Below are 26,895 nucleotides of genomic sequence, written 5' to 3' on the forward strand. Positions count from 1 at the left end.
AGTGCCTTCTGGTGAGCGTGAGTGAGTGCCGGTGCTGGATGCGGTTGTTCCGCTGTGCGTCAGAGGGCTCCCCCTGCCTGGGGTGTGCTGTGGTGTTGGTTCTTCGGGAGGGGAACGGGAGTTCTTGGGTCGAATGGGTGACCTTTGCGGAGGCTGCTCGTTGACTTCGGTGACGGGGATCTTCGGCCGGGCGGGGGTGAACGGGTGAGCGCACTGCGGAAGGTGACGGCGTCGTTCGTGGTGCCCGGCCCGGCCGGGGTGGCGATCCGGGACCGGCTGCGGGTGAGCGAGTCGGATGCGGCGGTCCTCGCCGAGGTCGGGATGTTCCTGGGGTCGCTGGCGGCGGCGGATCTCGCGGAGCGCTCCCGGCAGGGGTTGGTGCATGATGCGGCCTCGTGGGCGGTGCGCAAGCGGGCGCTGACCGGGAGGTCGTCGGCGCGCTGGGCGGGCAGTATCACCAAGGCCACCCATGACCAGTGGGCGCTGGCGAGGCGCGGCCAGGCCACCCACCTGGCCTGGCTGCACAGGCAGATCGCGTCCATTGAGGCGCGGCTGGCCCGGCCGCTGGGCGCCAGGGCCGACAAGCGGACAGGGCTGGCGCGCGGCTATGCCTCGCGTGGTGAGTGGCATGCCAAGTCCCGTCGCCTGCAGACCCTGAACGACCGTCTCGTGGTGGTGGAGGCGGACCGGGCGGCGGGCCGGGTGCAGGTGGTGCGCGGCGGCAAACGTCTCGCGAACGCCCGTCACCACCTTGAGGCGGCTGGCCTGGAGGCAGCGGCGTGGCGGGAGCGGTGGCGGGCGGAGCGGATGTTCCTGACCGCTGATGGGGAGTCCGGCAAGCGGTTCGGCAACGAGACGATCCGCGTCACCGACACCGGACAGATCTCGGTCAAGCTCCCGGCCCCGCTGGCCCACCTGGCCAACGCGCCGCACGGCCGTTACGTCCTGGACGCGACGGTGGCGTTCCGGCACCGGGGGCAGGAGTGGCGTGACCGGATCACCGCCAACCGGGCGGTGGCCTACCGCATCCACCACGACACCGCGCGCGGCCGCTGGTATGTCACCGCGTCCTGGCAGCGCGCCGCCGCCCCCGTCCTGCCGCTTCAGGCGGCCCTGGCCCGGGGGATGGTGGGGGTGGACATGAACGACGACCACCTCGCCGCCTGGCACCTCGACGTCCACGGCAACCCGGTCGGCGAACCACAACGGTTCTTCTACGACCTCACCGGCAGTACCGAGCACCGGGACGCGCAGCTCCGGCACGCCCTGACCCGGCTGCTGCATTACGCCCGGCGCTGCGGGACCGCCGCGATCGCCATCGAGGACCTCGACTTCACCGACGGCACCAGCCGGGAGAAGCACGGCCGCAACAAACGCTTCCGCCGCCTGCTGTCCCGCTTCCCCACCGCCAAACTCAAGGCCCGGCTGATGTCGATGGCCGCCGAACAGAATCTGGCCGTCGTGGCGGTCGACCCGGCCTACACCAGTCGGTGGGGTGCCCAGCACTGGCAGAAGCCCCTGACCACCCCACGACGCAAGACGTCCCGGCACGATGCGGCGAGCATCGCGGTCGGGCGACGCGCCCTCGGACACCCGATCCGGCTGGGGGCACCTCCCAGGCCCTTAAGGCACTGGGGGAGGACGACACCGCCCCACCCCGACCAGAGTGATCGTGGTGGGCATCGGACCGCCCAGGCCCGACCGGACACCCGACGGCGTGAGGAACCCCGCCCCCACCTTCCCGGACCGCGCACACGATGCGCGCCGCCCGGTGGTGGAGCGAAAGCGGGCGACCAGGGTGCCCAACACCGTTCGGGACACCCGGCTGAGCAGCAGTCCTGGCAACAGAACTCACTCCCGCTCAGTCTCTAGGAACGGTTACCCAGGAGGCATCTTGACGGACCACCACCCCGACTCGGAGGAGGCCGAGTCGGTCAACGCCGACGCCTGGCAGGCGTACGGCACCCACCACCTGCGGCGCGGCACCGTCCTGCCGGAGGTGGAGCGGCTCGACTGGGGCATCCGGGACACCGGCCCGAGCGCCGAGATCCTCGGCGAGCTGTCGGGCCGGCGGGTCCTCGACCTCGGCTGCGGTCCGGCCCGGCACGCCGCGCACCTCGTGCGCGCCCACGGCGCCCGCGTGGACGCGGTCGACTCCTCGCCGAGCCAGTACGAGCGGGCCCGCGCCCGCTACGGCTCACTGCCCGGCCTGCGGCTGGTCCGGGCCGACGCCGTCGAGCACCTGCGGGCGTCCGAGCCGTACGACGTCATCTACTCCGTCAACGCCGTCCCGTACATCGATCCCCGTCGGCTGCTGCCCGCCCTGGTCGGCGCGCTCAGGTCCGGCGGGACGCTGTGTTTCACCGTGCTCCACACCAACTCGCACGGCGACGGTCCCTCGTCCGTCCTCGCGTCCCGGCCAGAGATCCTTTCGTTCGCCGACGGCGGTGGGACGACCGTCCGGATGTGGGTGCTCACCCCGGAGCTCTGGACGGATCTGCTCGCCGAGCACGGGCTGCGTGTCGAGGGCGTCGAGGTCCTCGACGCGCCGGGCGAGGACAACCACGCCTCCTACCGGGTCTTCCGGGCGACCCGCCCCGTCCGCGTCTCCTCCCGCCCCCGCTCCTCGCGGCCGCCGGTCCCACACGCGGCGATCGGGGTCGGCGCCATCCTGTACGGCCCGCGCGGCCTGCTCCTGGGCCGTCACCGCCGCGGCACCTGGGAGCTGCCCGGCGGCACGGTGGAACCCGGCGAGTCGCTCCGGGAGACGGTCGTGCGGGAACTCCGTGAGGAGACCGGGATCGACGCCCGCCCGGCCGCCGTACGGCTTCTGGGCACGCTCCTCGACCACGTCGACGGTGTCGTACGGGTCACCGTGGCCGCCCGGGTGACGGCCTGGCACGGTGAGGCCGCCGACCAGCCCGGCGAACGGGTCGGCGACTGGCGCTGGTTCGCCCTGGACCGGCTGCCGGAGAACCTGTTCGTGTGCAGCGCCCAGGGCCTCACCGCCTGGCGTCCGGACCTGCCGATCGACCACACGCCGGCACACTTCACTCCGTACGGCGACTGACCCGCAACCCCCTCGCAACCTTCCCCGTGCTGCACTCGCTGACCATGCCCCAGGAATCCGCACTCCCCGCACACCACGAGGTCCCCCGCGTCGAGCTCACCCCCGCCGCGGCCGACCTGCTGCGCCGGCTGCGTGAGACGCACGGTCCGCTGATGTTCCACCAGTCCGGCGGCTGCTGCGACGGCAGCGCCCCCATGTGCTACCCGGCCGGCGAGTTCCGCACCGGCGGCTCGGACGTGCTGCTCGCAGAGCTGGACGTGCCCGGGGTCGAGGAGCCGGTGATGTTCTGGATGTCGCGGAGCCAGTACGAGGTGTGGAGCCACACCCGGCTGATCGTGGACGTCGTCGCGGGCCGGGGCAGCGGGTTCTCGCTGGAGGCCCCCGAGGGGGTGCGTTTCCTCATCCGTTCGCGGCTCGTCGACGCGTAGCCACCCCCACGGCCGTCGACGTCTGGTGCACTCTCCCTGAGTCCTGTGACAGTTGACGAGCCCTCAGGGGGAATGGTGACGCATCGTCAAGTATGGTTCGTGGCGGGCAGATCGGCACTGACGTTACTCACGGCACTCGGCACGCTGGCCGGTGCGGCTCTGCTGGGGGCGGCACCGGCCGGCGCCGTGCAGGAGCCGGCCCGGATCGCCGCGGGTGTCGAGTACGAGCAGTTCGACATCCCGGCGGCCAAGGGCACCGCGCACGCCCATGTACTGACCGTCGACCTGCTCGATCCGCGCGTTCGCGTGGACCTGCTGTATCCGGGGGCGGTCGCCGCGCGGGCCACCGTCTCCACCATGGCCGACGCCACGGGTGCCGTGGCGGGCGTCAACGGCGACTTCTTCAACATCACCGAGACCCAGCACCCCGGCGTGCAGGCCACCGGCGCGAGCGTGGGACCGGCGATCGCCAAGGGCCACGTCCTCAAGGCGGCGGTCCCTGATGGCCAGCGCTTCGGTCCGGCGCTGCCGCCCGGCACGAGCACCAGGCACGTGATCGGGGTGGGCGTCGACCGCCGGGCCCGGATGGACGGGCTGTCCCTCGTAGGCTCGGTCCGCACGCCGGAGGAGCGGCTGCCGCTCGGCGGGCTGAACCAGTACGCGCTGCCGGTCGGGTCCGTCGGGGCGTTCACCGCGGACTGGGGCAGTGCCTCCCGGGTCCGGGCGACCTGCGGCACGGACACCGAGCGGGCCGCTCCGTGCAGCACGGACACCTACGAGGTGACGGTCCGCGACGGACGCGTCGTGTCGGCCGCGGACCGCCCCGGCAGCGGGCCCATCGCCGCCGGCACCACGGTGCTCGTCGGCCGGGAGGCGGGCGCCCAGCACCTGCGGAAGCTGTCCACCGGCGAGACGGTGACGGTGCGGCACCGGCTGGTGCCGTCCGTGTCGAAGATCCCGTACCGCTTCGCGCTCGGCGGCTACCCGGTCCTCAGGGACGGTCGGCCGCTGCCGGGCCTGGACGACACGACCTCGGCCGTACGCACCGCCGCGGGCATCACGGACGGCGGACGGCGCCTGCTGTTGCTCGCACTGGACGGGGCGCCCGAGTACCGCACCGGTCTGACGATCGCCGAAGTGGCCGAGATCATGCGGGAGTTGGGGGCGGCCCACGCCTTCAGCCTGGACGGCGGCGGGTCGACGACCCTGGTCGCCCGCGATCCGGGCGCCACCGCCGTCACCGTACGGAACCATCCGTCCGCGGGCGCGGAACGTCCCGTCCCGAACGGCATCGGGGTCTTCACGACCCCGTGACGCTCACGGTCTGAGGGTGCTGACGATGTCCGCCGTCGCCGTCAGGCCACTGTTGATGCTGGGAGCGATGTTCGTGCCGGCCAGACAGAAGCCGAGTAGCAGGCACACCAGCGCGTGGGGGAACTTCAGTGCGCCACTGCGCAGGAAGATCACCGCCAGGATCGCCAAGAGCAGCACAAAAGAGATGGAAATCGCCATCGTCAGCCTCCTCCGCCACGCCGCCATGTCCGGTTCACGGCGTTCGGCCGCAAGTGTGGCGTAGCGGAGGCTTCGTCCGGGCAGCTGACCTGTCCCCCGAACGTGTGACGTCTGTAATTTACCGGTGGGCGTCCGGGTTTACCGGTGGGCGTCCAGGAAGGCTTCCAGTCCGGCGAGGTCGTCCGTGTTGATGTAGTCGACGTCGGCGGCGAGCAGTTCGGCCCACAGGGCGTCCCGGGCGGGGCCGGGCAGGTCCGGGGTGGCCCAGAACCGGACCTTCTGCCCGCGTGCGTGCGCCGTCCGCATGATGGTCCGCAGCTTCTGCCGTTCGGCGTCCGGGAAGGCTCCGACGCCCAGCCAGGTGAAGTTGAGCGTCCAGTTGTCGCTGATCAGCGGGACGAAGGAGGCGGGCGCCGAGGTCCCGAGGTCGGCGAGCCGGCCGTCGTAGAAGGCGCGCCGGACGGTCTGCGCCTCCATGGGCGCACGGGCGGCGCGGTCGCCGGAGATCACGGCGGTGACCGGGCCGGGCAGGACGCGGCCGTGGGCGTACGTCGTGAACAGGTGCTTGTAGCGCTTCAGGTGCCGGTCGAGTTCGAGGTACGTCGACGAGCCCTCGGTCTTGATGTCGATGAGCAGTTGCAGCGGCTTGCGGTAACCCCGGTAGACGGAGCCGTGGTTGGCCCTGACGCGGGCGGCGAGAGGGTCGAGGTAGAGGGATTCGAGGGTGCGGGCCGGGTCGAGGTCGACCGGGTCGTGGGCGACGAGGAGCTGGCCGCCGACGAGGAAGATGTCGGCCTCGAGGCTGCCGAAGCGGTGGTCGAGGGCGTCGAGGAGGGGGCGCGGGTGCTCGTAGTCGTTGTGGGCGTGGGCGCGCCACAACGGCCGCGGGCGGTGCTTCTGTTCGCCGGCCAGCGCACTGGTGGCGGGCAGGGCGACCGTGCCCGCGAGGGCGGCGCCGAGGGTGGTGAGGGCTCTGCGACGGGTGGTGAGGGGCATGCTCTGCCTCCCTGGTAGGCCTTACGGGACCGCAGAGAGTATGCGTTCCGGAAGGGCCCAAGGAGCAGTGCTGGGCGAGGAGTTGGCCGGACTGCCGCTGTTCGTTCACTTCGTCGGTGCGGAGTACACGAACAAGCCCGCCCCAGGTGGGGCGGGCTTGTTCCGGCTTCTTCGGGTGAACGTCAGGGAGCCTGGAGACCGACGAGTTCGGCCACCGCCTCCCGGTGGGCGCCCGCCGTCCCGTAGGCGATCGAGTCGGCCTTCGACCGCTTCAGGTACAGGTGGGCCGGGTGCTCCCAGGTCATCCCGATGCCGCCGTGCAACTGGACGGCCTCCTCGGCCGCGTGCACGGCCACGGGCGCCGCGTACGCCTGTGCGACGGCGACCGCCACGTCCGCGTCCTCGCCGGTCGCGAGGGCGTCCGCCGCGTTACGGGCGGCGGCACGCAGGTTGACGATCTCCAGCCACAGCTGGGCGAGCCGGTGCTTGAGCGCCTGGAAGCCGCCGACCGGGCGGTTGAACTGCTTGCGTTCCTTGAGATAGCGGACCGTCTCGGTCAACGACCATTCGGCGAGCCCGAGTTGCTCGGAGGCGAGCAGCCCGGCTCCGGCCCGCAGCGCCCGTCGTACGGCGGGCTCGGCCGCCCCGATCCGACGCCCGGAAGCCCCGTCGAGGGTGACGGTCGCGAGCGGCCGGGTCAGGTCCAGCGAGACCTGCGCGGTGATGGTCACGGCGTCCGCGTCGACCGCGTACAGCCCGCCGTCCCCGGCGGGGACGAGCAGCACATCGGCCGCCGCCGCGTCCGCGATGCCGGTCAACTCCCCGTGCAGGGTGCCGTCTTCCAGCCGTACGGTCTTGAAGGCGCCGCCCGGAGCGACGTTCAGGGCGACGGCGAGGGCGCCGATACGCCGGGCGGACGCCAGGTCGGCGAGCAGGTCGTCGGCCTCGCAGGCCAACAGGGCCTCGGTGGCGACGACGGCACTGGTCAGATAGGGCACGGGGGCCACCGCACGCCCCAACTCCTCCAGGACGACGGCGACTTCGCGGTGCGAGGCGCCCTGGCCGCCCTGCGCCTCGGGCACCAGCAGCCCGGCGAGACCCATGCCGTCGGCGAGCGCCTTCCACAGCGAGCGGTCGTGCGGCGCGTCGGACTCGGTCCGTGCGATCACGCCCGCCGCGTCGCAGTGGTCCGTGAGCAGGTCGCGGACGGCGGAGCGGAGCGCCTCTTCCTCCTCCGAGTAGAGAAGATCTGTCTGTGTGCTCACCGGGCGAGGTCCTTCCAGGCGACGTCCTTGTCGGTGCGCGGCTCGGAGGGCAGGCCCAGGACGCGCTCGGCGACGATGTTCAGCAGGACCTCGGTGGTCCCGCCCTCGATGCTGTTGCCCTTGGATCGGAGGTAGCGGTAGCCGGCGTCGCGCCCGGTGAAGTCGACCAGTTCCGGTCGGCGCATGGTCCAGTCCTCGTACAACAGGCCCTCCTGGCCGAGGAGTTCGACCTCCAGGCCGCTGATCTCCTGGTTGAGGCGGGCGAACGCGAGCTTCATGCCGGCGCCCTCGGGGCCGGGCTGTCCGGCGACGAGCTGCTGGCGCAGGCGTTCGCCGGTGAGGCGGGCGACCTCGGCCTCGACCCAGAGCTTGAGCAGCCGCTGGTGGAGGTCGTGGGTGCGCAGTTCGGGGCGTTCGCGCCAGGTCGTGGAGACGGGGCCGATCATGCCGCCCTCGCGGGGCAGCCGCATGCCGCCGATGGCGACGCGTTCGTTGTTCAGCGTGGTCTGCGCGACCCGCCAGCCGTCGCCGACCTCGCCGAGGCGGCGGGAGTCGGGGATGCGGACGTCGGTGAGGAACACCTCGTTGAACTCGGCCTCGCCGGTGATCTGCCGCAGCGGCCGTACCTCGACACCCGGGTCGGTCATGTCGCAGATGAAGTAGGTGATGCCCCGGTGCTTGGGCACGTCCGGGTCGGTGCGGGCGATGAGGATGGCCCAGCGGGCGAGGTGGGCGCTGGACGTCCACACCTTCTGCCCGTTGACGACCCACTCGTCGCCTTCACGGACGGCGCGGGTACCGAGCGCCGCGAGATCGGATCCGGCGCCGGGCTCGCTGAACAGCTGGCACCAGACCTCCTCCCCCACCCACAAGGGCCGCAGATACCGCTGCTTCTGCTCCTCGGTGCCGTACTTCAGGATCGTCGGCGCGGCCATGCCCAGTCCGATGCCGATGCGCCGCGGGTCGTTGTCGGGGGCGTCCGCGGCCTCCAGCTCGGCGTCCACCACGGCCTGGAGGGAGCGCGGGGCGCCGAGTCCGCCGAGGCCCTGCGGGTAGTGCACCCAGGCCAGTCCGGCGTCGAAGCGGGCCTTGAGGAAGTCCGTCCGGTCGGTGGTCGCAGGCGGGTACGTGGCCAGCAACTCGGTGCTGCGGCGCCTGAGGTCGGCTGCGTCGGTCATGCCGCGCCTCCTGCGGTGAGGCCCGGGACGACGACGACCCGGCCGGTGGTGACACCGTCGGCGACCCGCTGCACGGCCGCCGCGGCTCCGCCCAGCGGCACTCGCTCGCTGACCAGCGGCTTGATCGCGCCCCGGGCGGCCAGCTCGGTGAGCTGTTCGTGGCAGTGCTGGACCAGCTTCGGGTTCTTGGTGTTGTACAGGCCCCAGTGCAGGCCGAGGACCGAGTAGTTCTTCACCAGGGCGTGGTTGAGCGACGGGCTGGGAATCGTGCCGCTGGCGAAGCCGACGACGACGATCCGGCCCTCGAAGGCGACGACCTTGGCGGACTGGGTGTAGGCCTCGCCGCCCACGGGGTCGTAGACGACGTCGGCACCCCGGCCGCCGCTCGCCTCCTTCACGGCGGCGACGACGTCCTCGCTCCGCCGGTCGATCACCACGTCACAGCCCAGCTCGCGGGCCACGGCGGCCTTTTCGGCACCGCCGACGACGCCGATCACGGTGGCACCGGCCGCCTTCCCCAGCTGCACGGCCGCGCTGCCGACCCCTCCGGCGGCAGCGTGGACGAGCAGCGTCTCGCCGGCTTCCAGGCGGGCCCGCCGGTGCAGACCGAACCAGCCCGTCTGGTAGCCGATGTGCAGGGCGGCGGCCTCGGCGTCGTCCAGCGAGTCGGGGGCGGGCAGCAGGGCGGCGGCGTCCGCGAGGGCGTACTCGGCGAACCCGCCGTACGGCAGCGCGGGGTTGGCGATGACCCGCCGCCCGTCCTCGGTCTCGCCGCAGATCTCCACGCCCGGCGTGAACGGCAGCGGCGGCCTGACCTGGTAGTGGCCGCGGACCATGAGCACGTCCGGGAAGTTGATGTTCGCGGCACGCACCTTCAGCAGGACCTGGCCGTCACCGGGCGTGGGCGGCGCCACGTCCGCCGGGCGCATCACCTCGCCCGGCTCGCCGTTCTCGTGCACTTGCCATGCCTGCATGCGAAGCCTCCACGGGACTCACGGGACTGCGTCGTCTGACCGGGGTCCCCCGCATACTAAGCGGTCGCTTGCCGATCAGGGAACAGTCGGGTGCGTCACGACCGCTTGGGCCGCGCCCGTACGTGCATCCGCTCGCCCTGCGGCCCGAACAGGCTCAGGAACTCGACCGGCCCCTCCCCCGTCGACCCGAACCAGTGCGGCACGCGGGTGTCGAACTCGACGACCTCCCCCGCTGTCAGCACGATGTCGTGATCACCCAGCACCATCCTCAGCCGCCCCGACATCACGTACAGCCACTCGTAGCCCTCATGGGTCCGCGGCTCGGGCTCGTTCTCCTCCTGCGGCACCAGCACCTTGAAGGCCTGGAGGCCGCCGGGCTGGCGGGTCAGCGGCCAGTACGTGCGTCCGTGCCGCCTGATCGGCTCGGCCCGTACCCGGGGGTCGCGCACCGCGGGCGCGCCCACCAGTTCGTCCAGCGCCACCTCGTGCGCCCGCGCGATCGGCAGCAGCAGCTCCAGGCTGGGCTTGCGCAGCCCCGACTCCAGCCGGGACAGCGTGCTCACCGAGATGCCGGTCGCCTCGGACAGCCCGGCCAGCGTGGCTCCCCGCTCCTTCCGGATCCGCCGCAGCCGGGGACCGACCTCCGCGAGAACCTCGTCCATGTCGTCGTCACTCATGACGCCTATTGCAGTTTCGGCAAACCTGTTTGTCAATGCGGCAGTGGCCGCGCGACTGTCTCAGTGGAGGTGGTCACCGTGACCGAGAACAACATCGACACGTACGAAGTGGTCGTCGTCGGCGGCGGAGCGGCCGGGCTGTCCGCCGCGCTGGTCCTGGGCCGCGCCCGGCGCCGCACGCTGGTCGTCGACGCGGGCGAGCCGCGCAACGCTCCCGCCGCGCACATGCAGGGCTATCTGTCCCGGGACGGCATGTCCCCGGCCGAGTTCCTGGCGGTCGGCCGCGAGGAGATCGCGCGGTACGGCGTCGAGCTCGTCCGGGACCGGGTGGTGGACGTCAGGAAGGGCTTCGCCGTGGACCTGGCGGGCGGGCGCACCGTGCACGCCCGGCGCCTGGTGATCGCGACCGGCCTCAAGGACGAGCTCCCGCAGGTCGCGGGCCTCGCCGAGCGCTTCGGCCGGGACGTGCTGCACTGCCCGTACTGCCACGGCTGGGAGGTGCGCGACCGGGCGTTCGGCGTGCTCGCCACCACCCCGATGGGCGTGCACCAGGCGTTGATCGTGTCCCAGTGGTCGAAGGACGTGACCTTCTTCCTGCACACCGTCGCCGAGGAGGAACTGTCGGACGACGACCTTCGCAGGCTGGCCGCGGCCGGGGTCAAGGTGGTGCCCGGCGAGGTCTCCGAGCTGATCACGGAGGACGACCGGCTCACCGGCCTCCGGCTCGCGGACGGCACCACGCACGACCGCGAGGTGCTGTTCGTGGCACCCCGGGCCGTCCCGCAGACGGATCTCCTCCGGCGCCTGGGCGCGGAGCTGCGCGAGACCCCGTTCGGCGCGTACCCCGTGGTCGACGAGACGGGTCTGACGACCGTGCCCGGGGTGTGGTCCGCGGGCAACGCCATGGGCTTCGCGGAGCAGGTCGTGAACGCGGCGGCCGGCGGCTACCGGGCGGCGGCCACGATCAACGGCGAACTGCTGATGACGGACCTGGATGCGGCCGTCGCGGCCGTCCGGGTGTAGAGCGTCCGCCTCCGGTGCACCATGGCTGCATGCTGCTCACCCGGCTGGCCCAGGTGTCCCAGGAGGTCGCCGCGACCTCGGCGCGCTCCCGGAAGATCGCGCTTCTCGCCGAACTCTTCCGGGACGCCGAGGCCGCGGACGTGCCGATCGTCATCCCCTATCTGGCGGGCCGCCTGCCGCAGGGCCGGCTCGGCGTCGGCTGGAAGACGCTGAGCCGGCCGGTCGCCCCGGCCGCCGAGCCGACCCTGACGGTGCGCGAGGTGGACGCCCTGCTCGGCGCGCTCGGCAAGGTCTCGGGCGCCGGCTCGCAGGCCGAACGGACCCGGCTGGTCGGCGAGCTGATGGGCGCGGCCACGGCGGACGAGCAGCGGTTCCTGCTCGGGCTGATCAGCGGGGAGGTGCGGCAGGGCGCGCTGGACGCGGTCGCGATCGAGGGCCTCGCCCAGGCGACGCAGGCACCGTCGGCGGACGTACGACGAGCCGTCATGCTCGCGGGCTCGCTCCAGACGGTGGCCGAGGCCCTGCTCGCGGAGGGCCCGGACGCCCTGGACCGCTTCCGGCTGACCGTCGGCCGCCCGGTCCTGCCGATGCTGGCGCACAGCGCCTCCTCGGTGGCCGAGGCGGTCGAGAAGCTCGGCGCCTGCGCGGTCGAGGAGAAGCTGGACGGCATCCGCGTCCAGGTCCACCGGAACGGCGACACGGTACGGCTGTACACCCGCACCCTCGACGACATCACCGACCGCCTGCCCGAACTGACCTCGGCCGCCCTGGAGTTGAGGGGCGAGCGCTTCATCCTGGACGGCGAGGTCATCGCCTTCGACGCGGACGGCCGCCCCCGCTCCTTCCAGGAGACCGCGGGCCGCGTCGGCTCCCGCGTGGACGTGACGACGGCGGCCGAGGCCGTCCCCGTCTCCCCCGTCTTCTTCGACGCCCTGTCCGTCGACGACCGCGACCTGCTCGACCTGCCGTTCGCCGAACGGCACGCGGAACTGTCCCGGCTGGTGCCCGAGCCGATGCGGGTGCGGCGCACCCTGGTGTCGGGGCCCGAGGACGTGCACACGGCCGAGGAGTTCCTCGCCGGGACCCTGGAGCGCGGCCACGAGGGCGTCGTCGTCAAGTCCCTCGACGCCCCCTACAGCGCGGGCCGGCGCGGCGCGTCCTGGCTGAAGGTCAAGCCCGTCCACACCCTCGACCTGGTGGTCCTGGCCGCCGAGTGGGGCCACGGCCGCCGCACCGGCAAGCTCTCCAACCTCCACCTCGGCGCCCGCACCGCGGACGGCTCCTTCGCGATGCTCGGCAAGACCTTCAAGGGCATGACCGACGCGATGCTGACCTGGCAGACCGAGCGGTTCCAGGAGCTGGCCGTGGACACCAACGGCTATGTGGTGACCGTACGCCCGGAACTCGTCGTGGAGATCGCCTACGACGGTCTGCAGAAGTCCACCCGCTACCCGGCCGGCGTCACCCTCCGCTTCGCCCGCGTGGTCCGCTACCGCGAGGACAAGCGTCCGGAGGAGGCGGACACCGTGGAGACACTGCTCGCGGCGCATCCGGAGGTACGGCCGTGAAGCACAGCGCGGGCATGCTGCTGTTCCGCCGCACCGGCCACGGCCCCGAGGTGCTGCTCGGCCATATGGGCGGTCCGTTCTTCGCGCGGCGCGACGCGGGGGCGTGGACCGTGCCGAAGGGCGAGTACGACCCCGACGAGCCCGCCTGGGACGCCGCCCGCCGTGAGTTCCAGGAGGAGCTGGGGCTGCCCCCGCCCGACGGCGAGGCCGTACCGCTCGGCGAAATCCGGCAGACGGGCGGCAAGGTCGTCACGGCCTGGGCGGTCGAGGCCGACCTCGATCCGGCGACCGTCACCCCGGGCACCTTCCGGATGGAGTGGCCGGCGAAGTCCGGGCAGATCCAGGAGTTCCCCGAGATCGACCGCGTGGAGTGGTTCGACCTGGACCGCGCGCGGTCCGTGATCGTCAAGGCACAGGCCGCGTTTCTGGACCGGCTGGCGGAGCACTCGCCCTGAGCAGATGCGTACGCGTTGCGGTCCCCACCGCCGCGCGGGAAGGTCGAAGCACAGTCCGCTCCGAGGAGGTCCGTCATGCCCATCGCAACGGTGAACCCGGCGAACGGCGAGACGCTCAAGACGTACGAGGCCATGGGCGAGGAGGAGATCGAGCGCAGGCTCCAGCTCGCGCAGGCCACTTTCCGCACCTACCGGACGACGTCGTTCGCCGAGCGCGCCCGTCTCCTGCACCGGGCCGCCGACCTCGTCGACGAGGACCAGCGGGACATCGGCCGCGTGATGACCACCGAGATGGGCAAGCCGGTCAAGCAGGCCCGCGCGGAGGCCGCGAAGTGTGCGAAAGCGATGCACTGGTACGCCGACCACGCCGAGGAACTGCTCGCCGACGAGGAGCCCGCCGCCTCCGACGTCAAGGACTCCGGCGCCTCCCGTGCCCTGGTCCGCTACCGGCCGCTGGGCCCGGTGCTCGCGGTGATGCCGTGGAACTTCCCGCTGTGGCAGGTGGTCCGTTTCGCGGCCCCGGCCCTGATGGCGGGCAACGTGGGCCTGCTCAAGCACGCCTCCAACGTCCCGCAGACCGCCCTCTACCTCGAAGACCTGTTCCACCGCGCGGGCTTCACCGAGGGCACCTTCCAGACCCTGCTCGTCGGCTCCGCCGCGGTCGACGAGATCCTGCGCGACGAACGCGTCAAGGCCGCCACCCTCACCGGCAGCGAGCCCGCGGGCCGCGCGGTGGCCTCCACCTCCGGCGAGATGGTCAAGAAGACGGTGCTGGAGCTGGGCGGCAGCGACCCGTACGTCGTGATGCCGTCCGCGGACATCGACCGCGCCGCCCAGGTCGCGGTGACCGCGCGCGTGCAGAACAACGGACAGTCGTGCATCGCCGCGAAGCGGTTCATCGTGCACACGGACGTGTACGACGCGTTCGCCGAGCGGTTCGTCGAGGGCATGAAGGCGCTGAAGATCGGCGACCCCCTGGAGGACGAGACGGAGGTCGGACCGCTCGCGAGCGAACAGGGGCGGGCCGACCTGGAGGAGCTGGTCGACGACGCGAAGCGCAGCGGCGCCAGTGTGCTGTGCGGCGGGGAGCGGCCCGAGGGGCCCGGCTGGTACTACCCGCCGACCGTCCTCGCCGGCATCGACCGCGAGATGCGCATCCACCGCGAGGAGGCGTTCGGGCCGGTCGCCACGCTGTACCGGGCCGCCGACCTGGACGAGGCCGTGCTGATCGCCAACGACTCGCCCTTCGGCCTGAGTTCCAATGTGTGGACCCGGGACGAGAACGAGGTCGACCGTTTCGTACGGGACCTGGAGGCGGGCGGCGTGTACGTCAACGGGATGACGGCGTCCCATCCGGCGTTCCCGTTCGGCGGGGTGAAGCGGTCCGGCTACGGGCGTGAGCTGTCCGGGCACGGAATCCGGGAGTTCTGCAACATCACGACCGTATGGCACGGAGCGTGAGGCTTCCGCGGCTACGATCCCCTTTGTGAACCGCGAAGTGACTCTGCCTCTGATCGTCGACGACCGCGGGACCTTGCAGGTGGCTGCCGCCGATGTCAGCAAGTTGTTGCGGACCGTGGGCGGCCGGTGGCTGCACCTTGTCGAGGCCGGGGAGGACGGGCTCGACGAGGACACGGTGGCGGCGTTGACCATCGAGCTGGCCAAGCTGGCCGATCGTATCGATGTGGCGTGCATCGCTCACAGCAGCGGGCAGACCGGATAGCGGTCGCCTCCCGCGGCGCCTCGGATTCCCCGTACGCAGTAGTCCCGCGCGAGATCGTCGCCCCGCCGGGTGATCGTGGACTGGACCACCCTCGGAGGCTCCGGCGGAGCGCAACGTGACGGCTGTGAGTACGGCATGACGGAAGAGACCATCACCGAGATCCTGCCCCCGATCCGGCACTGGCCCGCGCTCGTCCTGAACGGGGTCGACTTCGACCCGGTCCTGACCGAGCTGATGAGCGAGGGCCCGGTCACCCGCATCCAGCTCCCCAACGGCGAGGGCTGGGCCTGGCTGGTCACCCGGTACGAGGACGTCCGCATGGTGACCGAAGACCCGCGGTTCAGCCGCGAGGCCGTCATGGACCGGGAGGTCACCCGCCTCGCCCCGCACTTCGCCCCGGCCCGTGGCGCGGTCGGCTTCCTGGACCCGCCGGACCACACCCGGCTGCGCCGCTCGGTCGCCGCCGCCTTCACCGCGAAGGGCGGGGAGCGGATCCGCGAGACGTCCCGCCGGATGCTGGACGAACTGGTCGACGAACTGCTCCAGGACGGCCCGCCGGCCGACCTCACGGCGACCGTTCTCACCCCCTTCCCCGTCGCCGTGATCTGCGAGTTGACGGGCGTCCCGGCGGCCGACCGGCACGGCATGCACGCCTGGAGCCGGCTGATCCTGTCCTCCTCGGACGGCACCCAGGTCAGCGAGAGGGCCAGGCACGAGATGGGCGCCTACTTCGCCGATCTCATCGGCCTCAGGGAAGGCAGCACCGGCGAGGACGTCAGCTCACTGCTGGGCGCCGCGGTGGGCCGTGGCGAGGTCACGCTGGAGGAGGCGGCCGGACTCGCTGTGCTGCTCCAGATCGGCGGCGAGGCGGTCACCGACAACAGCGGCCAGATGCTCTACCTTCTGCTGACCCGCCCGGGCCTGGCCGAACGGCTGCGCGCCGAGCCGGAGCTCCGCCCGCAGGCCGTCGAAGAGCTGCTGCGCTACATCCCGCACCGCAACGCGGTCGGGCTGTCCCGGATCGCCGTGGAGGACGTGGGGATCAGGGGCGTACGGATCCGGGCGGGCGACGCGATCTATGTGTCGTACCTCTCCGCGAACCGTGATCCGGACGTCTTCCCCCACCCGGAGACGATCGACTTCTCCCGCAGCCCGAACCCGCACCTGTCCTTCGGCTCCGGCCCGCACCACTGCCCCGGCGCCATGCTCGCCCGGCTGGCGTCCGAGCTGCTGGTCGACGCGCTGCTGGACCGCGTGCCGGGGTTGCGGCTCGCCGTGCCGCCGAAGGAAGTCCCCTTCAAGAAGGGGACGTTGATCCGCGGGCCCGAAGCCCTCCCCGTCACCTGGTGAGCCGGTCAACTCAAGGGCGCACAGCGCCCCTACGGCGCTACCGAATCGGCATCCCCGACAAGGTGCGGGCGATCACCAGGCGCTGGATCTCGCTGGTGCCTTCGAAAATGGTGTAGATCGCTGCGTCCCTGTGCATCCGCTCCACGGGGTACTCCCGCGTGTAGCCGTTCCCGCCCAGGATCTGCACGGCCTGCGCCGTCACCGTCTTCGCCGTCTCGCTCGCGAACAGCTTCGACATCGACCCCTCGGCCGCCGTGAACTGCTTGCCGTTGACCGCCATCCAGGACGCCCGCCAGACCAGCAGCCGCGCCGCGTCGATGGACGTCCGCATGTCGGCGAGCTGGAACGCCACACCCTGGTTGTCGATGATCGGACGCCCGAACTGCTCACGGGTCTTGGCGTAGTCGAGGGCCACCTCGTACGCCGCACGCGCCGTACCGACGGCCATCGCACCGACGGCCGGTCGGGAAGCCTCGAACGTGGCCATCGCCGCGTTCTTCACCCGCTCCCCGCCCGCCTTGGCCCGCTCACGGGCGCGGGCCAGCCGCTCGTCCAGCTTGGCCTTGCCGCCGAGGAGGCAGGAGCCGGGCACCCGGACGTTCTCCAGGACGACCTCGGCGGTGTGCGAGGCGCGGATGCCGTGCTTCTTGAACTTCTGGCCCTGGGAGAGACCGGGGGTGTCCGGCGGGACGATGAAGGAGGCGTGCCCCTTGGAGCCGAGCTCCGGGTCCACGACGGCGACGACCACGTGGACGTTGGCGATGCCGCCGTTGGTCGCCCAGGTCTTCGTGCCGTTGATCACCCACTCGTCCTTGGCCTCGTCGTACACCGCACGGGTACGCATCGAGGCGACGTCGGAGCCGGCGTCGGGCTCTGAGGAGCAGAACGCGGCGACCTTGACATCGTTGGCATCGCCGTACATCTGGGGGATCCAGGTGCCGATCTGTTCCTCGGTGCCGTTGGCGAGGACACCGACGGCGGCGAGACCGGTGCCGACGATGGAGAGGGCGATGCCCGCGTCGCCCCAGAACAGCTCCTCCATGGCCATCGGGATGCCGAGGCCGGTGGGGTCGAAGTACTGCTGGGCGTAGAAGTCGAGGGAGTAGATTCCCACCTTGGCGGCCTCCTGGATGACCGGCCAGGGAGTCTCCTCACGCTCGTCCCATTCGGCGGCCGCGGGCCGGATGACGTCGGCGGAAAAGCCGTGCAGCCAGTCCCGGACCTCCTTCTGTTCGTCGTTGAGCTCCATGGTGAACTCGGCCATGTCCCCTCCAGCGGCGACGCACGTACGTGTTACTAACGGTAACACGAGTCTGTTACCCGCGGGTAGGAAAAGTCAACTCCTGGTGCCTGCTCGGCAGCCCGTTCGATGTACAAGGCATTCTGAGTGTTAGTTTGCGCAGGCGTTACCTAATCAGCACGGGGTGGGGAGAGCACATGGACACCACGCAGCGGACCGATCAGCAACGGTCCGCCGACCGTCGCCGGCGTGAGCTGCTGGAGGCCGCGGACAGAGTGGTGCTGCGCGACGGTCCGCATGCCTCCATGAACGCCATCGCCGCGGAGGCCGGCATCACGAAGCCGATCCTTTATCGCCACTTCGGCGACAAGGGCGGGCTTTACGCAGCCTTGGCCAAGCGGCACACGGACGCGCTGCTCGATTCGCTGCGTGCCGCGCTGGACGCGCCGGCGGACCGGCGGGAGCGGGTCGAGGCGACGCTGGACACGTATCTGGCGGCGATCGAGGCGCGGCCTCAGGTGTACCGCTTCCTGATGCATCCGGCGGACGGGGGGCAGGTCGGCGATCCCGGGTTCGACGTCGGCAAGCACAGCGTGCCGTTGCTCCGCAGGATGGGCGAGGAGTTGGCGCAGGTCATCGAGGATCGGGTGGATCTCGGGCCCGGGGGGCAGCAGTTGGCTCGGGTGTGGGGGCACGGGATCGTCGGGATGATGCATGCGGCCGGGGACTGGTGGCTTGGGGAACGGCCTTGTTCTCGGGCGGAGTTGGTGCGGAGTCTGGCGGATCTGTTGTGGGGGCGTCTTGCTGCTGCGGGGGACAAGGTCGGCGGTCCGGGGTTCTGACGGTTGCGTTTGTCTGCGGGTCTGTGGGGGCTGGTCGCGCCCACGCGGCGGAGCCGCACATTGATACAGCCCCGAGCCCCTGGAGGTACGTCCATCACCGGTGCCATGAAGCTCGGGCTGCCTGTCGCATCAAACGGCGGTGACGCCAGCCGCTCAGTCTGTCCGCGTAGATGCGGCCCTCCACGTGGTCGTACTCGTGCTGCAGGCATCTCGCGAAGAAGCCCGTGCCGTGGATCGTCACCGGCTCTCCCGTTGCCGTGAAGCCCTCGACCACCGCGTGGTCGTAGCGCTCCGTTCCCGCCTCCAGGCCCGGCAGGGACAGGCAGCCTTCCGGGCCACGGAGCACGATGCCGTCCGTTTCGACGAGTCTCGGGTTCACCACGTGGCCCACGTGGCGCACCTCTTCGTCGTCCGGGCAGTCGTAGACGAAGACCCGTAGCGGCGCCCCGATCTGGTTCGCGGCCAGGCCGACGCCCTGGGCGGCGTACATGGTCGCGAACAAGTCCTCCACGAGGACCGCCAGTTCGGGGCCGAAGTCGGTGACCTCCTCGCAGGGGGCGTGCAGAGGGTGGTCGCCGAGCAGCGTGAGGGGCCGGACGCGCCCGTGGGCGCCCGGGATCGGGCCGTGTCGCATGGCGGCAAGGGTACGGTCCTCCCTGTCACGCGAAGGTCGCGCGGGCGCCGCGATTCGGGAGTGCGAATGGATCTCGATAGGCTGAGGTCCACACCACGTGGCCGGAGGCTGAGGCGCGGCGCGTACGCAAGGAGGATCGAGGACTGATGGCAGGCAACTCGGACCCGCTCTCGCCGCGGGCCAAGATCGCCGTGACCGCGGGCAAGGCGGTCGCGGCGGCATCGCGCGCCGCGGGGCGCGGCAGCGGTTCCGTGATCGGCGGCCGGGTGGCACTCAAGCTCGACCCCGACCTTCTCGCCCGGCTCGCCCAGAACCTGGACGTCGTCCTCGTCTCGGCCACCAACGGCAAGACCACGACCACCCGCCTGATCGCCGAGGCGCTGCGGGCCGCGGGACCGGTGGTCTCCAACGCGCTCGGCGCCAACATGCCGGCCGGCATCACCTCGGCGCTCGCGGGCAGCTCGGACGCGCGGTACGGCGTCATCGAGGTCGACGAGAAGTACCTCGCGGGCGTCGCCCGGGACACCGACCCGAAGTGCATCGCCCTGCTCAACCTCTCCCGCGACCAGCTCGACCGGGCCGCCGAGACCCGCATGCTCGCGGAGAACTGGCGCGAGGGTCTGGCCGGTTCGAAGGCCGTGATCATCGCCAACGCGGACGACCCGCTGGTGGTGTGGGCCGCGTCCTCCTCCCCCAACGTGATCTGGGTCGCCGCGGGTCAGATGTGGAAGGACGACGCCTGGTCCTGCCCGTCCTGCGGTGGCGTGATGCAGCGTCCGGGCGACGACTGGTTCTGCGGCGAGTGCGGCTTCCGCCGGCCGACGCCGAGCTGGGCGCTGTCCGGCGACCATGTCCTGGATCCGCACGGCTCCGCCTGGCCGATCCACCTTCAGCTGCCGGGCCGTGCCAACAAGGCCAACGCCGCTTCCTCGGCCGCCGTCGCCGCCGTCTTCGGCGTGCCGCCGCAGGTCGCCCTGGAACGCATGTACCAGGTGCAGGCGGTGGCCGGCCGGTACGACGTCGTGCAGTTCATGGAGCGCGACCTCCGACTGCTGCTCGCGAAGAACCCCGCCGGCTGGCTCGAAACGTTCAGCCTGATCGATCCGCCGCCGACCCCGGTGATCCTCTCGGTGAACGCGCGCGGCGCGGACGGCACCGACACCTCCTGGCTGTGGGACGTCGACTACACGCGGCTGACCGGCCACCCGATCTGCGTCGTCGGCGACCGCAAGCTGGACCTCGCGGTACGTCTGGAGGTGGCGGGCCAGCACTTCCAGGTCTGCGAGAACCTCGACCAGGCCGTGCAGCTGAGCCCGCCGGGCCGCATCGAGGTCATCGCCAACTACACCGCCTTCCAGGACCTGCGCCGCCGCGTCGGCAACTGAGCACCGGACTTTCAGGGGACTTTTGTGAGCGACAACCAACTGCGGATCGTCTGGATCTATCCCGACCTGCTCAGCACGTACGGCGACCAGGGCAACGCCCTGGTCGTGGAGCGCCGGGCCCGGCAGCGCCGCCTCGACGTGGCCCGGCTCGACGTGCGCAGCGACCAGCCGATCCCGACCTCCGGCGACATCTACCTGATCGGCGGCGGCGAGGACCGGCCGCAGCGGCTCGCGGCCGAGCGGCTGCGCCGGGACGGCGGTCTGCACCGGGCCGTCGAGAACGGCGCGATCGTCTTCTCGGTGTGCGCCGGCTACCAGATCCTCGGCCACGAGTTCATCAACGACCTCGGCCAGCGCGAGCCCGGCCTCGGCCTGCTCGACGTGGTCTCCACGCGCGGCGAGGGCGACCGGTGCGTCGGTGACGTGCTCGCCGACATCGACCCTCGCCTGGGCATGCCCCCGCTGACCGGCTTCGAGAACCACCAGGGCGTCACCCACCTCGGTCCCACCGCCCGCCCGTTCGCCCAGGTCCGCCTCGGCAAGGGCAACGGGACGGGTGACGGCACGGAGGGGGCGTACAACGACACGGTCTTCGGTACGTACATGCACGGTCCCGTGCTCGCGCGCAATCCGCTGATCGCCGACCTGCTGCTGAAGCTGGCGCTCGATGTCAACGCGCTGCCGCCGACCGACGACCGGTGGTACGAGGCGCTCCGCAACGAGCGCATCGCGGCGGCGCAGCAACCTGCCTGACATCCGGGGTCCAGCCTGCCGTAACCAGCCCGTCTGACGGCCCGTCCGCACAGGTGAGCGGGGTCGTCCAGCAGGCGGACGCACGATGCGCCCCCGCCCCCTCCTGCCGTTAGGGTGGCGGGGATCGAGCCGGACAATGTGGTCCGGATCCGGCCCCCTCGAGAAGGTATTCCGGGCTATGCGCATTGGTGTCCTCACGTCCGGCGGCGACTGCCCCGGCCTGAACGCCGTCATCCGGTCCGTCGTGCACCGCGCCGTCGTGGACCACGGCGACGAGGTCATCGGTTTCCGGGACGGCTGGAAGGGCCTCCTGGAGTGCGACTACCTCAAGCTCGACCTCGACGCGGTGAGCGGCATCCTGGCCCGCGGCGGCACGATCCTCGGCTCCTCCCGGGTCCAGCCCTCCCATCTGCGGGACGGCGTGGAGCGGGCCCGGGGCCACGTCGAGGAGCTGGGCCTCGACGCGATCATCCCCATCGGCGGCGAGGGCACGCTCAAGGCGGCCCGGCTGATGTCGGACAACGGTCTGCCCATCGTGGGCGTGCCGAAGACCATCGACAACGACATCGCGGGCACCGACGTGACCTTCGGCTTCGACACGGCCGTCGGCGTCGCGACGGAGGCGCTGGACCGGCTGAAGACCACCGCCGAGTCCCACCAGCGTGTGCTGGTCGTCGAGGTCATGGGGCGCCACACCGGCTGGATAGCGCTGCACTCCGGCATGGCGGCGGGCGCGCACGCCATCGTCGTACCGGAACGGCCCTTCGACATCGAGGAGTTGACCGCGAAGGTCGGCGAGCGGTTCGAGGCGGGGAAGCGGTTCGCGATCGTCGTCGCGGCGGAGGGGGCCAAGCCTCGGCCCGGCAGCATGAGCTTCGACGAGGGCGCCAAGGACATCTACGGGCACGAGCGCTTCGCCGGGATAGCGCGGCAGCTGTCCATCGAGCTGGAGCAGCGGCTGGGCAAGGAAGCGCGGCCGGTGATACTCGGGCATGTGCAGCGGGGCGGGACGCCCACCGCGTACGACCGGGTGCTGGCCACGCGGTTCGGGTGGCATGCGGTGGAGGCCGTGCATCGCGGCCAGTTCGGTCGGATGACCGCGCTTCGGGGGACCGACATCGTGATGGTGTCGCTCGCCGATGCTGTGGAGACCTTGAAGACGGTTCCTGCGGAGCGGTACGAAGAGGCCGAGTGCGTTCTGTGATTCGCGGGCTGCGGGAGCGTCGTGGCTGGTCGCGCCTCTAGGGAGCTGCACTGCCCCCGGTGACATTGGTCGCCGGGGGCAGTTCTACTCTGGGGGCGGACAGACGCGTACAACCCCCACGAATCAGGAGCCGTTGGATGGATCACAGCGGGCACGGCATGACCATGGATCTGCCGCCGTTCACGCTGGGGCGGGGTCTTCAGTGGTCGGCCGACCCGTTCTTCCTGGTGGCCTGCGTGGTGGGGCTCGCGCTGTACGGGTGGGGGGTCGTGCGGTTGCGGCGGCGCGGGGACGCCTGGCCGGTGGGGCGGACGATCGCGTACGTCGTGGGAGTGCTGTCCATAGGGCTCGTGATGTGCACCCGGCTGAACGACTACGGGATGGTCATGTTCAGCGTGCACATGGTGCAGCACATGGTGATCAGCATGCTGTCGCCGATCCTGCTGCTGCTCGGCGCGCCCGTCACGCTGGCACTGCGTGCGCTGCCGCCCGCGGCCAGGGGCCGCAAGGGGCCGCGCGAGGTGCTGCTGATGTTCCTGCACAGCCGGTACATGCGGATCATCACGCACCCGGCGTTCACCATCCCGCTGTTCATCGCGAGCCTGTACGCGCTGTACTTCACGCCGATCTTCGACTTCCTGATGGGCTCCAAGACCGGGCACATCGCGATGATGGTGCACTTCCTCGCCGTCGGTTTCGTGTTCTTCTGGCCCATCATGGGCGTGGACCCGGGCCCCAACCGGCCCGGCTACCTGATGCGGATGCTGGAGCTGTTCGCGGGCATGCCGTTCCACGCGTTCTTCGGCATCGCGCTGATGATGGCGTCCGAGCCGATGGTGGAGACGTTCAAGAACCCGCCCGCCTCGCTCGGCATCGACGCGCTCTCCGACCAGAACGCGGCCGGCGGCATCGCGTGGGCGTTCAGTGAGATCCCGTCCGTCCTGGTGCTGATCGCCCTGTTGTTCCAGTGGTACAGCTCCGAGCAGCGGCAGGCCAAGCGCGAGGACCGGGCCGCCGACCGGGACGGCGACAGGGAACTCGAGGCATACAACGCCTATTTGGCCTCATTGAACACACGCGGGCGTTGAAAGGCTTCTTATTCAGTAGCATGAAGCGCTATGGGGGAACCGCCGGGGGGAGCGGTGATGACACATCGCGCATTTATGCAAAGGGCCGGGAAAAGGATTGCCTGCTTCCTGGTTTTCGTTCTCGCGCTGACCGGCTGCGACCGCGAGACGCCGTTGACGGTGGTGAAGGCGGTCGCCGCGGGCGTGCCCTCGCTGGCCCCGTTCTTCGACGAGAACAGCGGTCTTGGCCGGGATGCCCAGGTCCGGTCGCGGACCGTGCACAGCGGCCTGCAGCAGGGGGACACACCCGGTCTGTACGGGGGTTCGAAACAGCCGACGATCTGTGACGTCGACCGGCTCGAACAGTTTCTCACCGATCCCGCGAACGACCGGAAGGCACAGGCGTGGGCGCGTGCCCTGGAGATCTCGAAGCACGAGATTCCGGATTATCTGGAACGACTCACACCTGTTCTGCTGCGTCACGACACTCTCGTGAAGAACCACGACTACAAAAAGGGAAAGGCCGTCCCCTACGACTCGTTGCTCCAGGCGGGCATCGCGATTCTCGCGGATCAGCAGGGACAGCCGGCCGTGAAGTGCTCGTGCGGAAATCCGCTGCGGCCTTTCGAGGGTGACACGAGCCGGATCTCGGTCGAGTTCGAGGGCGGCAACGAGAAATGGCAGGGATACGAGCGTTCCCAGGTGGTGGCCGTGCGGCCCGCGCCCCGGACGCTGGAGCGGATCGCCCTGGTCGACGTCCAGGAACCCGAGCGGGGCATCAACCGGCCGGTCGGCACGACGGGCGAGGACGATGCCACCTTCGACACCCGGAAGCGGCGCGCGGTGCCGAACCTCGCCGGGACGACGTTCGGGCAGGCGAGCCGGCAACTGGCCGACACGGGGCTGGCGGCCGGGTACGACGGCAAGGGGCTGCCGCCGGACGGTGCCAGGGTCACCGCGACCGATCCGCCGGCGGGGAGCGAGCTGCGCTTCGGGGAGTACGTGAGGCTGAGCGTGGCCCGGGATCAGTCCGGCGGGGGCGGGTCCGGCAGTACGTCCGGGGGCACGTCGGACGGTACGTCCGGGGGCACGTCGGACGGTACGTCCGGTGGGTCCACCGCTCCGCCGACACCGCCGAGGTCGTCCGGGCCCTCCGGGTCGGCCGGCACACCGTCGTCGTCGAGCAGTGGGCCTGGGGGATCTCCTTCCGCGCCCTCGTCCGGTGCGTCGTCCGGTTCGGGGTCGCCAGGTGGTTCGGGCTCGCCCGGGTCGAGCCCGCCGTCGAGCTCCGCGCCGCCCTCGTCGAGCCCGCCGAGCAGCTCGGCGCCGGACACCGACACCTCATCGAGTCGGCCGCCCAGCTCGGCGCCACCGTCGACGAGCGCGCCGCCGCCTCCCCCTCCGCCGCCGCCGCCGCCTCCGCCTCCGCCTCCTCCCCCGGACCCTCCGACCAGTTCGCCGCCGACCAGTGATCCGGTCACCAGCAGTGCGCCGCCTCCGACCAGCGCGCCCGTCACCAGCGAACCGGCCGCCAGCGAGCCGGCCACGAGCGCCCCGGCGGGCAGTGCATCCGCCGGTGCGACCACGTAGCCGCAGAACCGGGAGTCACCGGATGCCTTCAGGATCACCGACGTCGGGAGTGGGCCGGGTCATCGCCGGCCGCTATCTGCTGCTGAACCGGCTCGGCAGCGGCGGCATGGGCCATGTGTGGCTCGCCCACGACCAGAGACTCGCCTGCGAGGTCGCGCTCAAGGAGATCGTGTTCCGCGACCCGGTGGAGGCCGGTCACGACCGGGAGGCACGGGTCGCCCGGGCCCGTGCCGAGGCCCGGCACGCGGCCGGGCTGCGCGGTCATCCGCATGTGGTGACCGTGCACGACGTGCTCGAGCACGAGGGGCTGCCGTGGATCGTCATGGAGTACGTGGCGGGCGCGACCGACCTGCGTGAGCTGGTCGAGACCCGGGGGCCGCTCTCCCCCGCCGAGTGCGCCCGCGTCGGCCTCGCCGTGCTCGACGCGCTGACCGCGGGGCACCGGCGGGGCGTCATGCACAGGGACGTGAAACCGGCGAACATCCTGCTCGCGCCGGACCGCTCCGGGGCGCCGTACGGCCGTGTCCTGCTCACCGACTACGGCATCTCCGTGCAGCCGGACGCGGGCGAGACGCGCTACACGCTGGCGTCCGTGCTCGTGGGGACCGCCGGGTATCTGGCGCCGGAGCGGGCGACGGGCGGGGCACCCACGGCGGCCGCCGATCTGTTCTCGCTGGGCTGCACGCTCTACCACGCCGTCGAGGGCCGGGGTCCCTTCGAGCGGGAGTCGCATCTCGCCGAGGTGACCGCGGTGGTCATGGAGGAACCCCGTCCCGCCGTGCGGGCGGGGGCGCTGGAGCCCGTACTGGCCGCGCTGCTCGCGAAGGATCCCGGGCAGCGGCTGTCGGCGGCTCAGGCGGAGGCGGCGCTGTCGCGGATCGTCGCGCCGCACGCCGAGGCGTACTCGCGGACCCAGACCGACCTGGGGTCGCAGCCGCCCTGGGCGGGGGTACCCGCGCCGTCCGCGGGGCCGCACGGATTCGCGTCGCCGACCGCTGGTCCGCCGGGATTCGGTCCGAGCGGGGGGCCGCCCGGGCCGGACGTCTCCCCGGATCCGCACGGGTACTTCGGGCCGCCCCTCGCGCCCTCGCCGCCGGCCGCGCCGGTCAGGCGGCGACGCGAGCGCTCGCACGCCCTGCGGGCGGTCCTCGCGTGCGGTCTCGGCATGGTCCTCGCCCTGGGCGGCGTCTGGTACGCCCTCGCGGACCGGACCACCACTGACGGGGGTGACGGGAGCGGGCCGCCGTACGGAGAGAGCGTGGGGCTGGCGAAGCCGCTGCGGGACGGCGACTGTGTGCTCGCCGACTGGGCGGGTGCCGAGCGCTTCCAGGGCACGCCCCGGCTGTCGGTGGATCCGACCTGCCGGGACCAGGCGCCGGACGGGCAGGTGCTGGCCTTCGTCGCGGCCGCGTCGGCGGACGAGGCGCGGCGGCTGGGGCCGGCGGCGTGCGAGGAGCGGACGCGGGAGGTCCGGGACAAGCTCGCGGACGTGCGGAGCTTCGCCGTCGTGCCGACGCCGGACGGTTTCGAGGCCGCCGGGCGGCGCACCGCCTGTCTGGTGCTGGGCGCGCACGGGCCGGTGTACGGGCCGCTGGGCGGCCACCGGAAGGCGGGCTCGGCGTTCGCGGACACGGCGACCATGCAGAAGCGGGACTGTCTGGACGTGCGCTCCAACCGGGACGCCCGGCTGGTGTCCTGCGAGGGGACGCACGACGAGGAGGTGCTCGGATTCACCCGATTGGGCGCGGACGTCACGCTCGCCGAGGCGCGCACCGAGTCCGACGTGGCGTGCGGGCGGGCGGTGCCGCCGGCCGACTACGGCTTCGACCCGTCGGTGTACACGGCGGGCTCCTGGACGAGCGAGGGCCCCTGGAAGAACGGCACACATTTCGTCGTGTGCACCGTGCGGAGGCAGAACGGGGGCACCATGGAGGGGGACGAACCATGAGGAGGGTGTTGCG

Annotated in this window: 25 protein-coding genes and 1 pseudogene; 17 read left to right on the forward strand and 9 right to left on the reverse strand. The window is 71.6% G+C overall.

Annotated elements, in window-relative coordinates:
• The first annotated feature begins 204 nt into the window (after positions 1-204).
• From QFZ76_RS08570 to QFZ76_RS08585, 4 genes are all read left to right on the forward strand, one after another.
• On the forward strand, positions 205-1,872 hold the full coding sequence (locus QFZ76_RS08570; protein ID WP_307673152.1) for a transposase: 1,668 nt from the start codon (positions 205-207) through the stop codon (positions 1,870-1,872).
• A 22-nt stretch (positions 1,873-1,894) separates the two neighbouring features.
• A complete protein-coding gene (locus QFZ76_RS08575) occupies positions 1,895-3,070 on the forward strand; it encodes a bifunctional class I SAM-dependent methyltransferase/NUDIX hydrolase (protein WP_307673153.1) in 1,176 nt (391 codons plus the stop codon).
• Between the two features lie 44 nt (positions 3,071-3,114).
• On the forward strand, positions 3,115-3,498 hold the full coding sequence (locus tag QFZ76_RS08580) for a DUF779 domain-containing protein (protein WP_307673154.1): 384 nt from the start codon (positions 3,115-3,117) through the stop codon (positions 3,496-3,498).
• A 75-nt stretch (positions 3,499-3,573) separates the two neighbouring features.
• The gene (locus QFZ76_RS08585) at positions 3,574-4,812 is read left to right on the forward strand and encodes a phosphodiester glycosidase family protein (protein WP_373464508.1); all 1,239 of its coding nucleotides are present in this window, start codon (positions 3,574-3,576) and stop codon (positions 4,810-4,812) included.
• A gap of 3 nt (positions 4,813-4,815) precedes the next feature.
• On the opposite strand, the gene QFZ76_RS08590 is transcribed toward QFZ76_RS08585, so the two are convergent.
• The 6 genes from QFZ76_RS08590 to QFZ76_RS08615 form a co-directional block, all read right to left on the reverse strand.
• Positions 4,816-5,010 carry a hypothetical protein gene (locus QFZ76_RS08590; RefSeq protein ID WP_266443837.1) on the reverse strand — a complete coding sequence of 65 codons (195 nt, stop codon included), beginning with the start codon at positions 5,008-5,010 and terminating at the stop codon, positions 4,816-4,818.
• A 138-nt stretch (positions 5,011-5,148) separates the two neighbouring features.
• Positions 5,149-6,006 (reverse strand): phosphatidylinositol-specific phospholipase C/glycerophosphodiester phosphodiesterase family protein, encoded by an 858-nt coding sequence (locus tag QFZ76_RS08595; RefSeq protein WP_307673156.1) that lies wholly within the window; start codon positions 6,004-6,006, stop codon positions 5,149-5,151.
• 182 nt (positions 6,007-6,188) lie between these two features.
• Positions 6,189-7,271: an acyl-CoA dehydrogenase family protein gene (locus QFZ76_RS08600; protein WP_307673157.1), complete on the reverse strand. Its 1,083-nt coding sequence runs from the start codon at positions 7,269-7,271 to the stop codon at positions 6,189-6,191.
• The gene (locus QFZ76_RS08605; RefSeq protein WP_307673158.1) at positions 7,268-8,449 is read right to left on the reverse strand and encodes an acyl-CoA dehydrogenase family protein; all 1,182 of its coding nucleotides are present in this window, start codon (positions 8,447-8,449) and stop codon (positions 7,268-7,270) included. Before QFZ76_RS08605 ends, QFZ76_RS08600 begins: the two co-directional genes overlap by 4 nt.
• Positions 8,446-9,423: an NADPH:quinone oxidoreductase family protein gene (locus tag QFZ76_RS08610; protein ID WP_307673159.1), complete on the reverse strand. Its 978-nt coding sequence runs from the start codon at positions 9,421-9,423 to the stop codon at positions 8,446-8,448. The genes QFZ76_RS08605 and QFZ76_RS08610 overlap by 4 nt, the downstream gene beginning before the upstream one ends.
• 95 nt (positions 9,424-9,518) lie before the next feature.
• The gene (locus QFZ76_RS08615) at positions 9,519-10,100 is read right to left on the reverse strand and encodes a helix-turn-helix domain-containing protein (RefSeq protein ID WP_307673160.1); all 582 of its coding nucleotides are present in this window, start codon (positions 10,098-10,100) and stop codon (positions 9,519-9,521) included.
• Between the two features lie 69 nt (positions 10,101-10,169).
• On the opposite strand from QFZ76_RS08615, the gene QFZ76_RS08620 reads away from it, so the two are divergent.
• From QFZ76_RS08620 to QFZ76_RS08645, 6 genes are all read left to right on the forward strand, one after another.
• Positions 10,170-11,123, forward strand: coding sequence for an NAD(P)/FAD-dependent oxidoreductase (locus QFZ76_RS08620; RefSeq protein WP_307673161.1), 954 nt, complete (start codon positions 10,170-10,172; stop codon positions 11,121-11,123).
• A 29-nt stretch (positions 11,124-11,152) separates the two neighbouring features.
• Entirely contained in the window at positions 11,153-12,691 is a 1,539-nt protein-coding gene (locus QFZ76_RS08625; RefSeq protein ID WP_307673162.1) for an ATP-dependent DNA ligase, read from the forward strand.
• Positions 12,688-13,146, forward strand: coding sequence for an NUDIX domain-containing protein (locus tag QFZ76_RS08630; RefSeq protein ID WP_307673163.1), 459 nt, complete (start codon positions 12,688-12,690; stop codon positions 13,144-13,146). The genes QFZ76_RS08625 and QFZ76_RS08630 overlap by 4 nt, the downstream gene beginning before the upstream one ends.
• 75 nt (positions 13,147-13,221) lie before the next feature.
• Complete coding sequence (locus QFZ76_RS08635) at positions 13,222-14,607, forward strand: NADP-dependent succinic semialdehyde dehydrogenase (protein WP_307673164.1); 1,386 nt, start codon at positions 13,222-13,224, stop codon at positions 14,605-14,607.
• A 25-nt stretch (positions 14,608-14,632) separates the two neighbouring features.
• On the forward strand, positions 14,633-14,869 hold the full coding sequence (locus QFZ76_RS08640) for a DUF6213 family protein (RefSeq protein WP_053751099.1): 237 nt from the start codon (positions 14,633-14,635) through the stop codon (positions 14,867-14,869).
• Between the two features lie 135 nt (positions 14,870-15,004).
• Positions 15,005-16,219 carry a cytochrome P450 gene (locus tag QFZ76_RS08645; RefSeq protein ID WP_307673165.1) on the forward strand — a complete coding sequence of 405 codons (1,215 nt, stop codon included), beginning with the start codon at positions 15,005-15,007 and terminating at the stop codon, positions 16,217-16,219.
• A gap of 37 nt (positions 16,220-16,256) precedes the next feature.
• Here the strand turns inward: QFZ76_RS08645 and QFZ76_RS08650 are convergent, their stop codons facing one another.
• The gene (locus tag QFZ76_RS08650; RefSeq protein WP_307673166.1) at positions 16,257-17,483 is read right to left on the reverse strand and encodes an acyl-CoA dehydrogenase family protein; all 1,227 of its coding nucleotides are present in this window, start codon (positions 17,481-17,483) and stop codon (positions 16,257-16,259) included.
• A gap of 173 nt (positions 17,484-17,656) precedes the next feature.
• On the opposite strand from QFZ76_RS08650, the gene QFZ76_RS08655 reads away from it, so the two are divergent.
• On the forward strand, positions 17,657-18,301 hold the full coding sequence (locus QFZ76_RS08655; protein ID WP_266443797.1) for a TetR family transcriptional regulator: 645 nt from the start codon (positions 17,657-17,659) through the stop codon (positions 18,299-18,301).
• Between the two features lie 94 nt (positions 18,302-18,395).
• On the opposite strand, the gene def is transcribed toward QFZ76_RS08655, so the two are convergent.
• Positions 18,396-18,935 carry a peptide deformylase gene (gene def / locus QFZ76_RS08660; RefSeq protein WP_307673167.1) on the reverse strand — a complete coding sequence of 180 codons (540 nt, stop codon included), beginning with the start codon at positions 18,933-18,935 and terminating at the stop codon, positions 18,396-18,398.
• A gap of 146 nt (positions 18,936-19,081) precedes the next feature.
• Between def and QFZ76_RS08665 the strand changes: the two genes are divergently transcribed.
• From QFZ76_RS08665 to QFZ76_RS08685, 5 genes and pseudogenes are all read left to right on the forward strand, one after another.
• Positions 19,082-20,320, forward strand: coding sequence for a MurT ligase domain-containing protein (locus tag QFZ76_RS08665; protein WP_307673168.1), 1,239 nt, complete (start codon positions 19,082-19,084; stop codon positions 20,318-20,320).
• Positions 20,321-20,344: 24 nt separating this feature from the next.
• Entirely contained in the window at positions 20,345-21,073 is a 729-nt protein-coding gene (locus tag QFZ76_RS08670) for a type 1 glutamine amidotransferase (RefSeq protein ID WP_307673169.1), read from the forward strand.
• 178 nt (positions 21,074-21,251) lie between these two features.
• Positions 21,252-22,277, forward strand: coding sequence for a 6-phosphofructokinase (locus QFZ76_RS08675; RefSeq protein ID WP_307673170.1), 1,026 nt, complete (start codon positions 21,252-21,254; stop codon positions 22,275-22,277).
• 137 nt (positions 22,278-22,414) lie between these two features.
• Complete coding sequence (locus QFZ76_RS08680; protein ID WP_307673171.1) at positions 22,415-23,365, forward strand: cytochrome c oxidase assembly protein; 951 nt, start codon at positions 22,415-22,417, stop codon at positions 23,363-23,365.
• A 75-nt stretch (positions 23,366-23,440) separates the two neighbouring features.
• Positions 23,441-24,304, forward strand: a pseudogene (locus QFZ76_RS08685) (DUF6777 domain-containing protein); the annotation flags it as partial.
• Between the two features lie 65 nt (positions 24,305-24,369).
• Here the strand turns inward: QFZ76_RS08685 and QFZ76_RS08690 are convergent.
• The gene (locus tag QFZ76_RS08690; RefSeq protein WP_307680381.1) at positions 24,370-24,972 is read right to left on the reverse strand and encodes a hypothetical protein; all 603 of its coding nucleotides are present in this window, start codon (positions 24,970-24,972) and stop codon (positions 24,370-24,372) included.
• On the opposite strand from QFZ76_RS08690, the gene QFZ76_RS08695 reads away from it, so the two are divergent.
• A complete protein-coding gene (locus QFZ76_RS08695) occupies positions 24,957-26,882 on the forward strand; it encodes a serine/threonine-protein kinase (protein WP_307673172.1) in 1,926 nt (641 codons plus the stop codon). The two genes, QFZ76_RS08690 and QFZ76_RS08695, sit on opposite strands and share 16 nt — an antisense overlap.
• Positions 26,883-26,895 lie beyond the last annotated feature (13 nt).

It is taken from the genome of Streptomyces sp. V4I2 (assembly GCF_030817655.1).
In the GTDB taxonomy this organism is placed as follows: domain Bacteria; phylum Actinomycetota; class Actinomycetes; order Streptomycetales; family Streptomycetaceae; genus Streptomyces; species Streptomyces plumbiresistens.

Bases quoted from the DNA above. Each gene is read 5' to 3' on its own strand.
- QFZ76_RS08580 (WP_307673154.1), top strand. From the start codon at position 3,115: ATGCCCCAGGAATCCGCACTCCCCGCACACCACGAGGTCCCCCGCGTC.
- QFZ76_RS08590 (WP_266443837.1), bottom strand. From the start codon at position 5,010: ATGGCGATTTCCATCTCTTTTGTGCTGCTCTTGGCGATCCTGGCGGTG.
- QFZ76_RS08595 (WP_307673156.1), bottom strand. From the start codon at position 6,006: ATGCCCCTCACCACCCGTCGCAGAGCCCTCACCACCCTCGGCGCCGCC.
- QFZ76_RS08605 (WP_307673158.1), bottom strand. From the start codon at position 8,449: ATGACCGACGCAGCCGACCTCAGGCGCCGCAGCACCGAGTTGCTGGCC.
- QFZ76_RS08610 (WP_307673159.1), bottom strand. From the start codon at position 9,423: ATGCAGGCATGGCAAGTGCACGAGAACGGCGAGCCGGGCGAGGTGATG.
- QFZ76_RS08615 (WP_307673160.1), bottom strand. From the start codon at position 10,100: ATGAGTGACGACGACATGGACGAGGTTCTCGCGGAGGTCGGTCCCCGG.
- QFZ76_RS08625 (WP_307673162.1), top strand. From the start codon at position 11,153: ATGCTGCTCACCCGGCTGGCCCAGGTGTCCCAGGAGGTCGCCGCGACC.
- QFZ76_RS08635 (WP_307673164.1), top strand. From the start codon at position 13,222: ATGCCCATCGCAACGGTGAACCCGGCGAACGGCGAGACGCTCAAGACG.
- QFZ76_RS08645 (WP_307673165.1), top strand. From the start codon at position 15,005: ATGACGGAAGAGACCATCACCGAGATCCTGCCCCCGATCCGGCACTGG.
- QFZ76_RS08650 (WP_307673166.1), bottom strand. From the start codon at position 17,483: ATGGCCGAGTTCACCATGGAGCTCAACGACGAACAGAAGGAGGTCCGG.
- QFZ76_RS08655 (WP_266443797.1), top strand. From the start codon at position 17,657: ATGGACACCACGCAGCGGACCGATCAGCAACGGTCCGCCGACCGTCGC.
- def (WP_307673167.1), bottom strand. From the start codon at position 18,935: ATGCGACACGGCCCGATCCCGGGCGCCCACGGGCGCGTCCGGCCCCTC.
- QFZ76_RS08665 (WP_307673168.1), top strand. From the start codon at position 19,082: ATGGCAGGCAACTCGGACCCGCTCTCGCCGCGGGCCAAGATCGCCGTG.
- QFZ76_RS08675 (WP_307673170.1), top strand. From the start codon at position 21,252: ATGCGCATTGGTGTCCTCACGTCCGGCGGCGACTGCCCCGGCCTGAAC.
- QFZ76_RS08680 (WP_307673171.1), top strand. From the start codon at position 22,415: ATGGATCACAGCGGGCACGGCATGACCATGGATCTGCCGCCGTTCACG.
- QFZ76_RS08695 (WP_307673172.1), top strand. From the start codon at position 24,957: ATGCCTTCAGGATCACCGACGTCGGGAGTGGGCCGGGTCATCGCCGGC.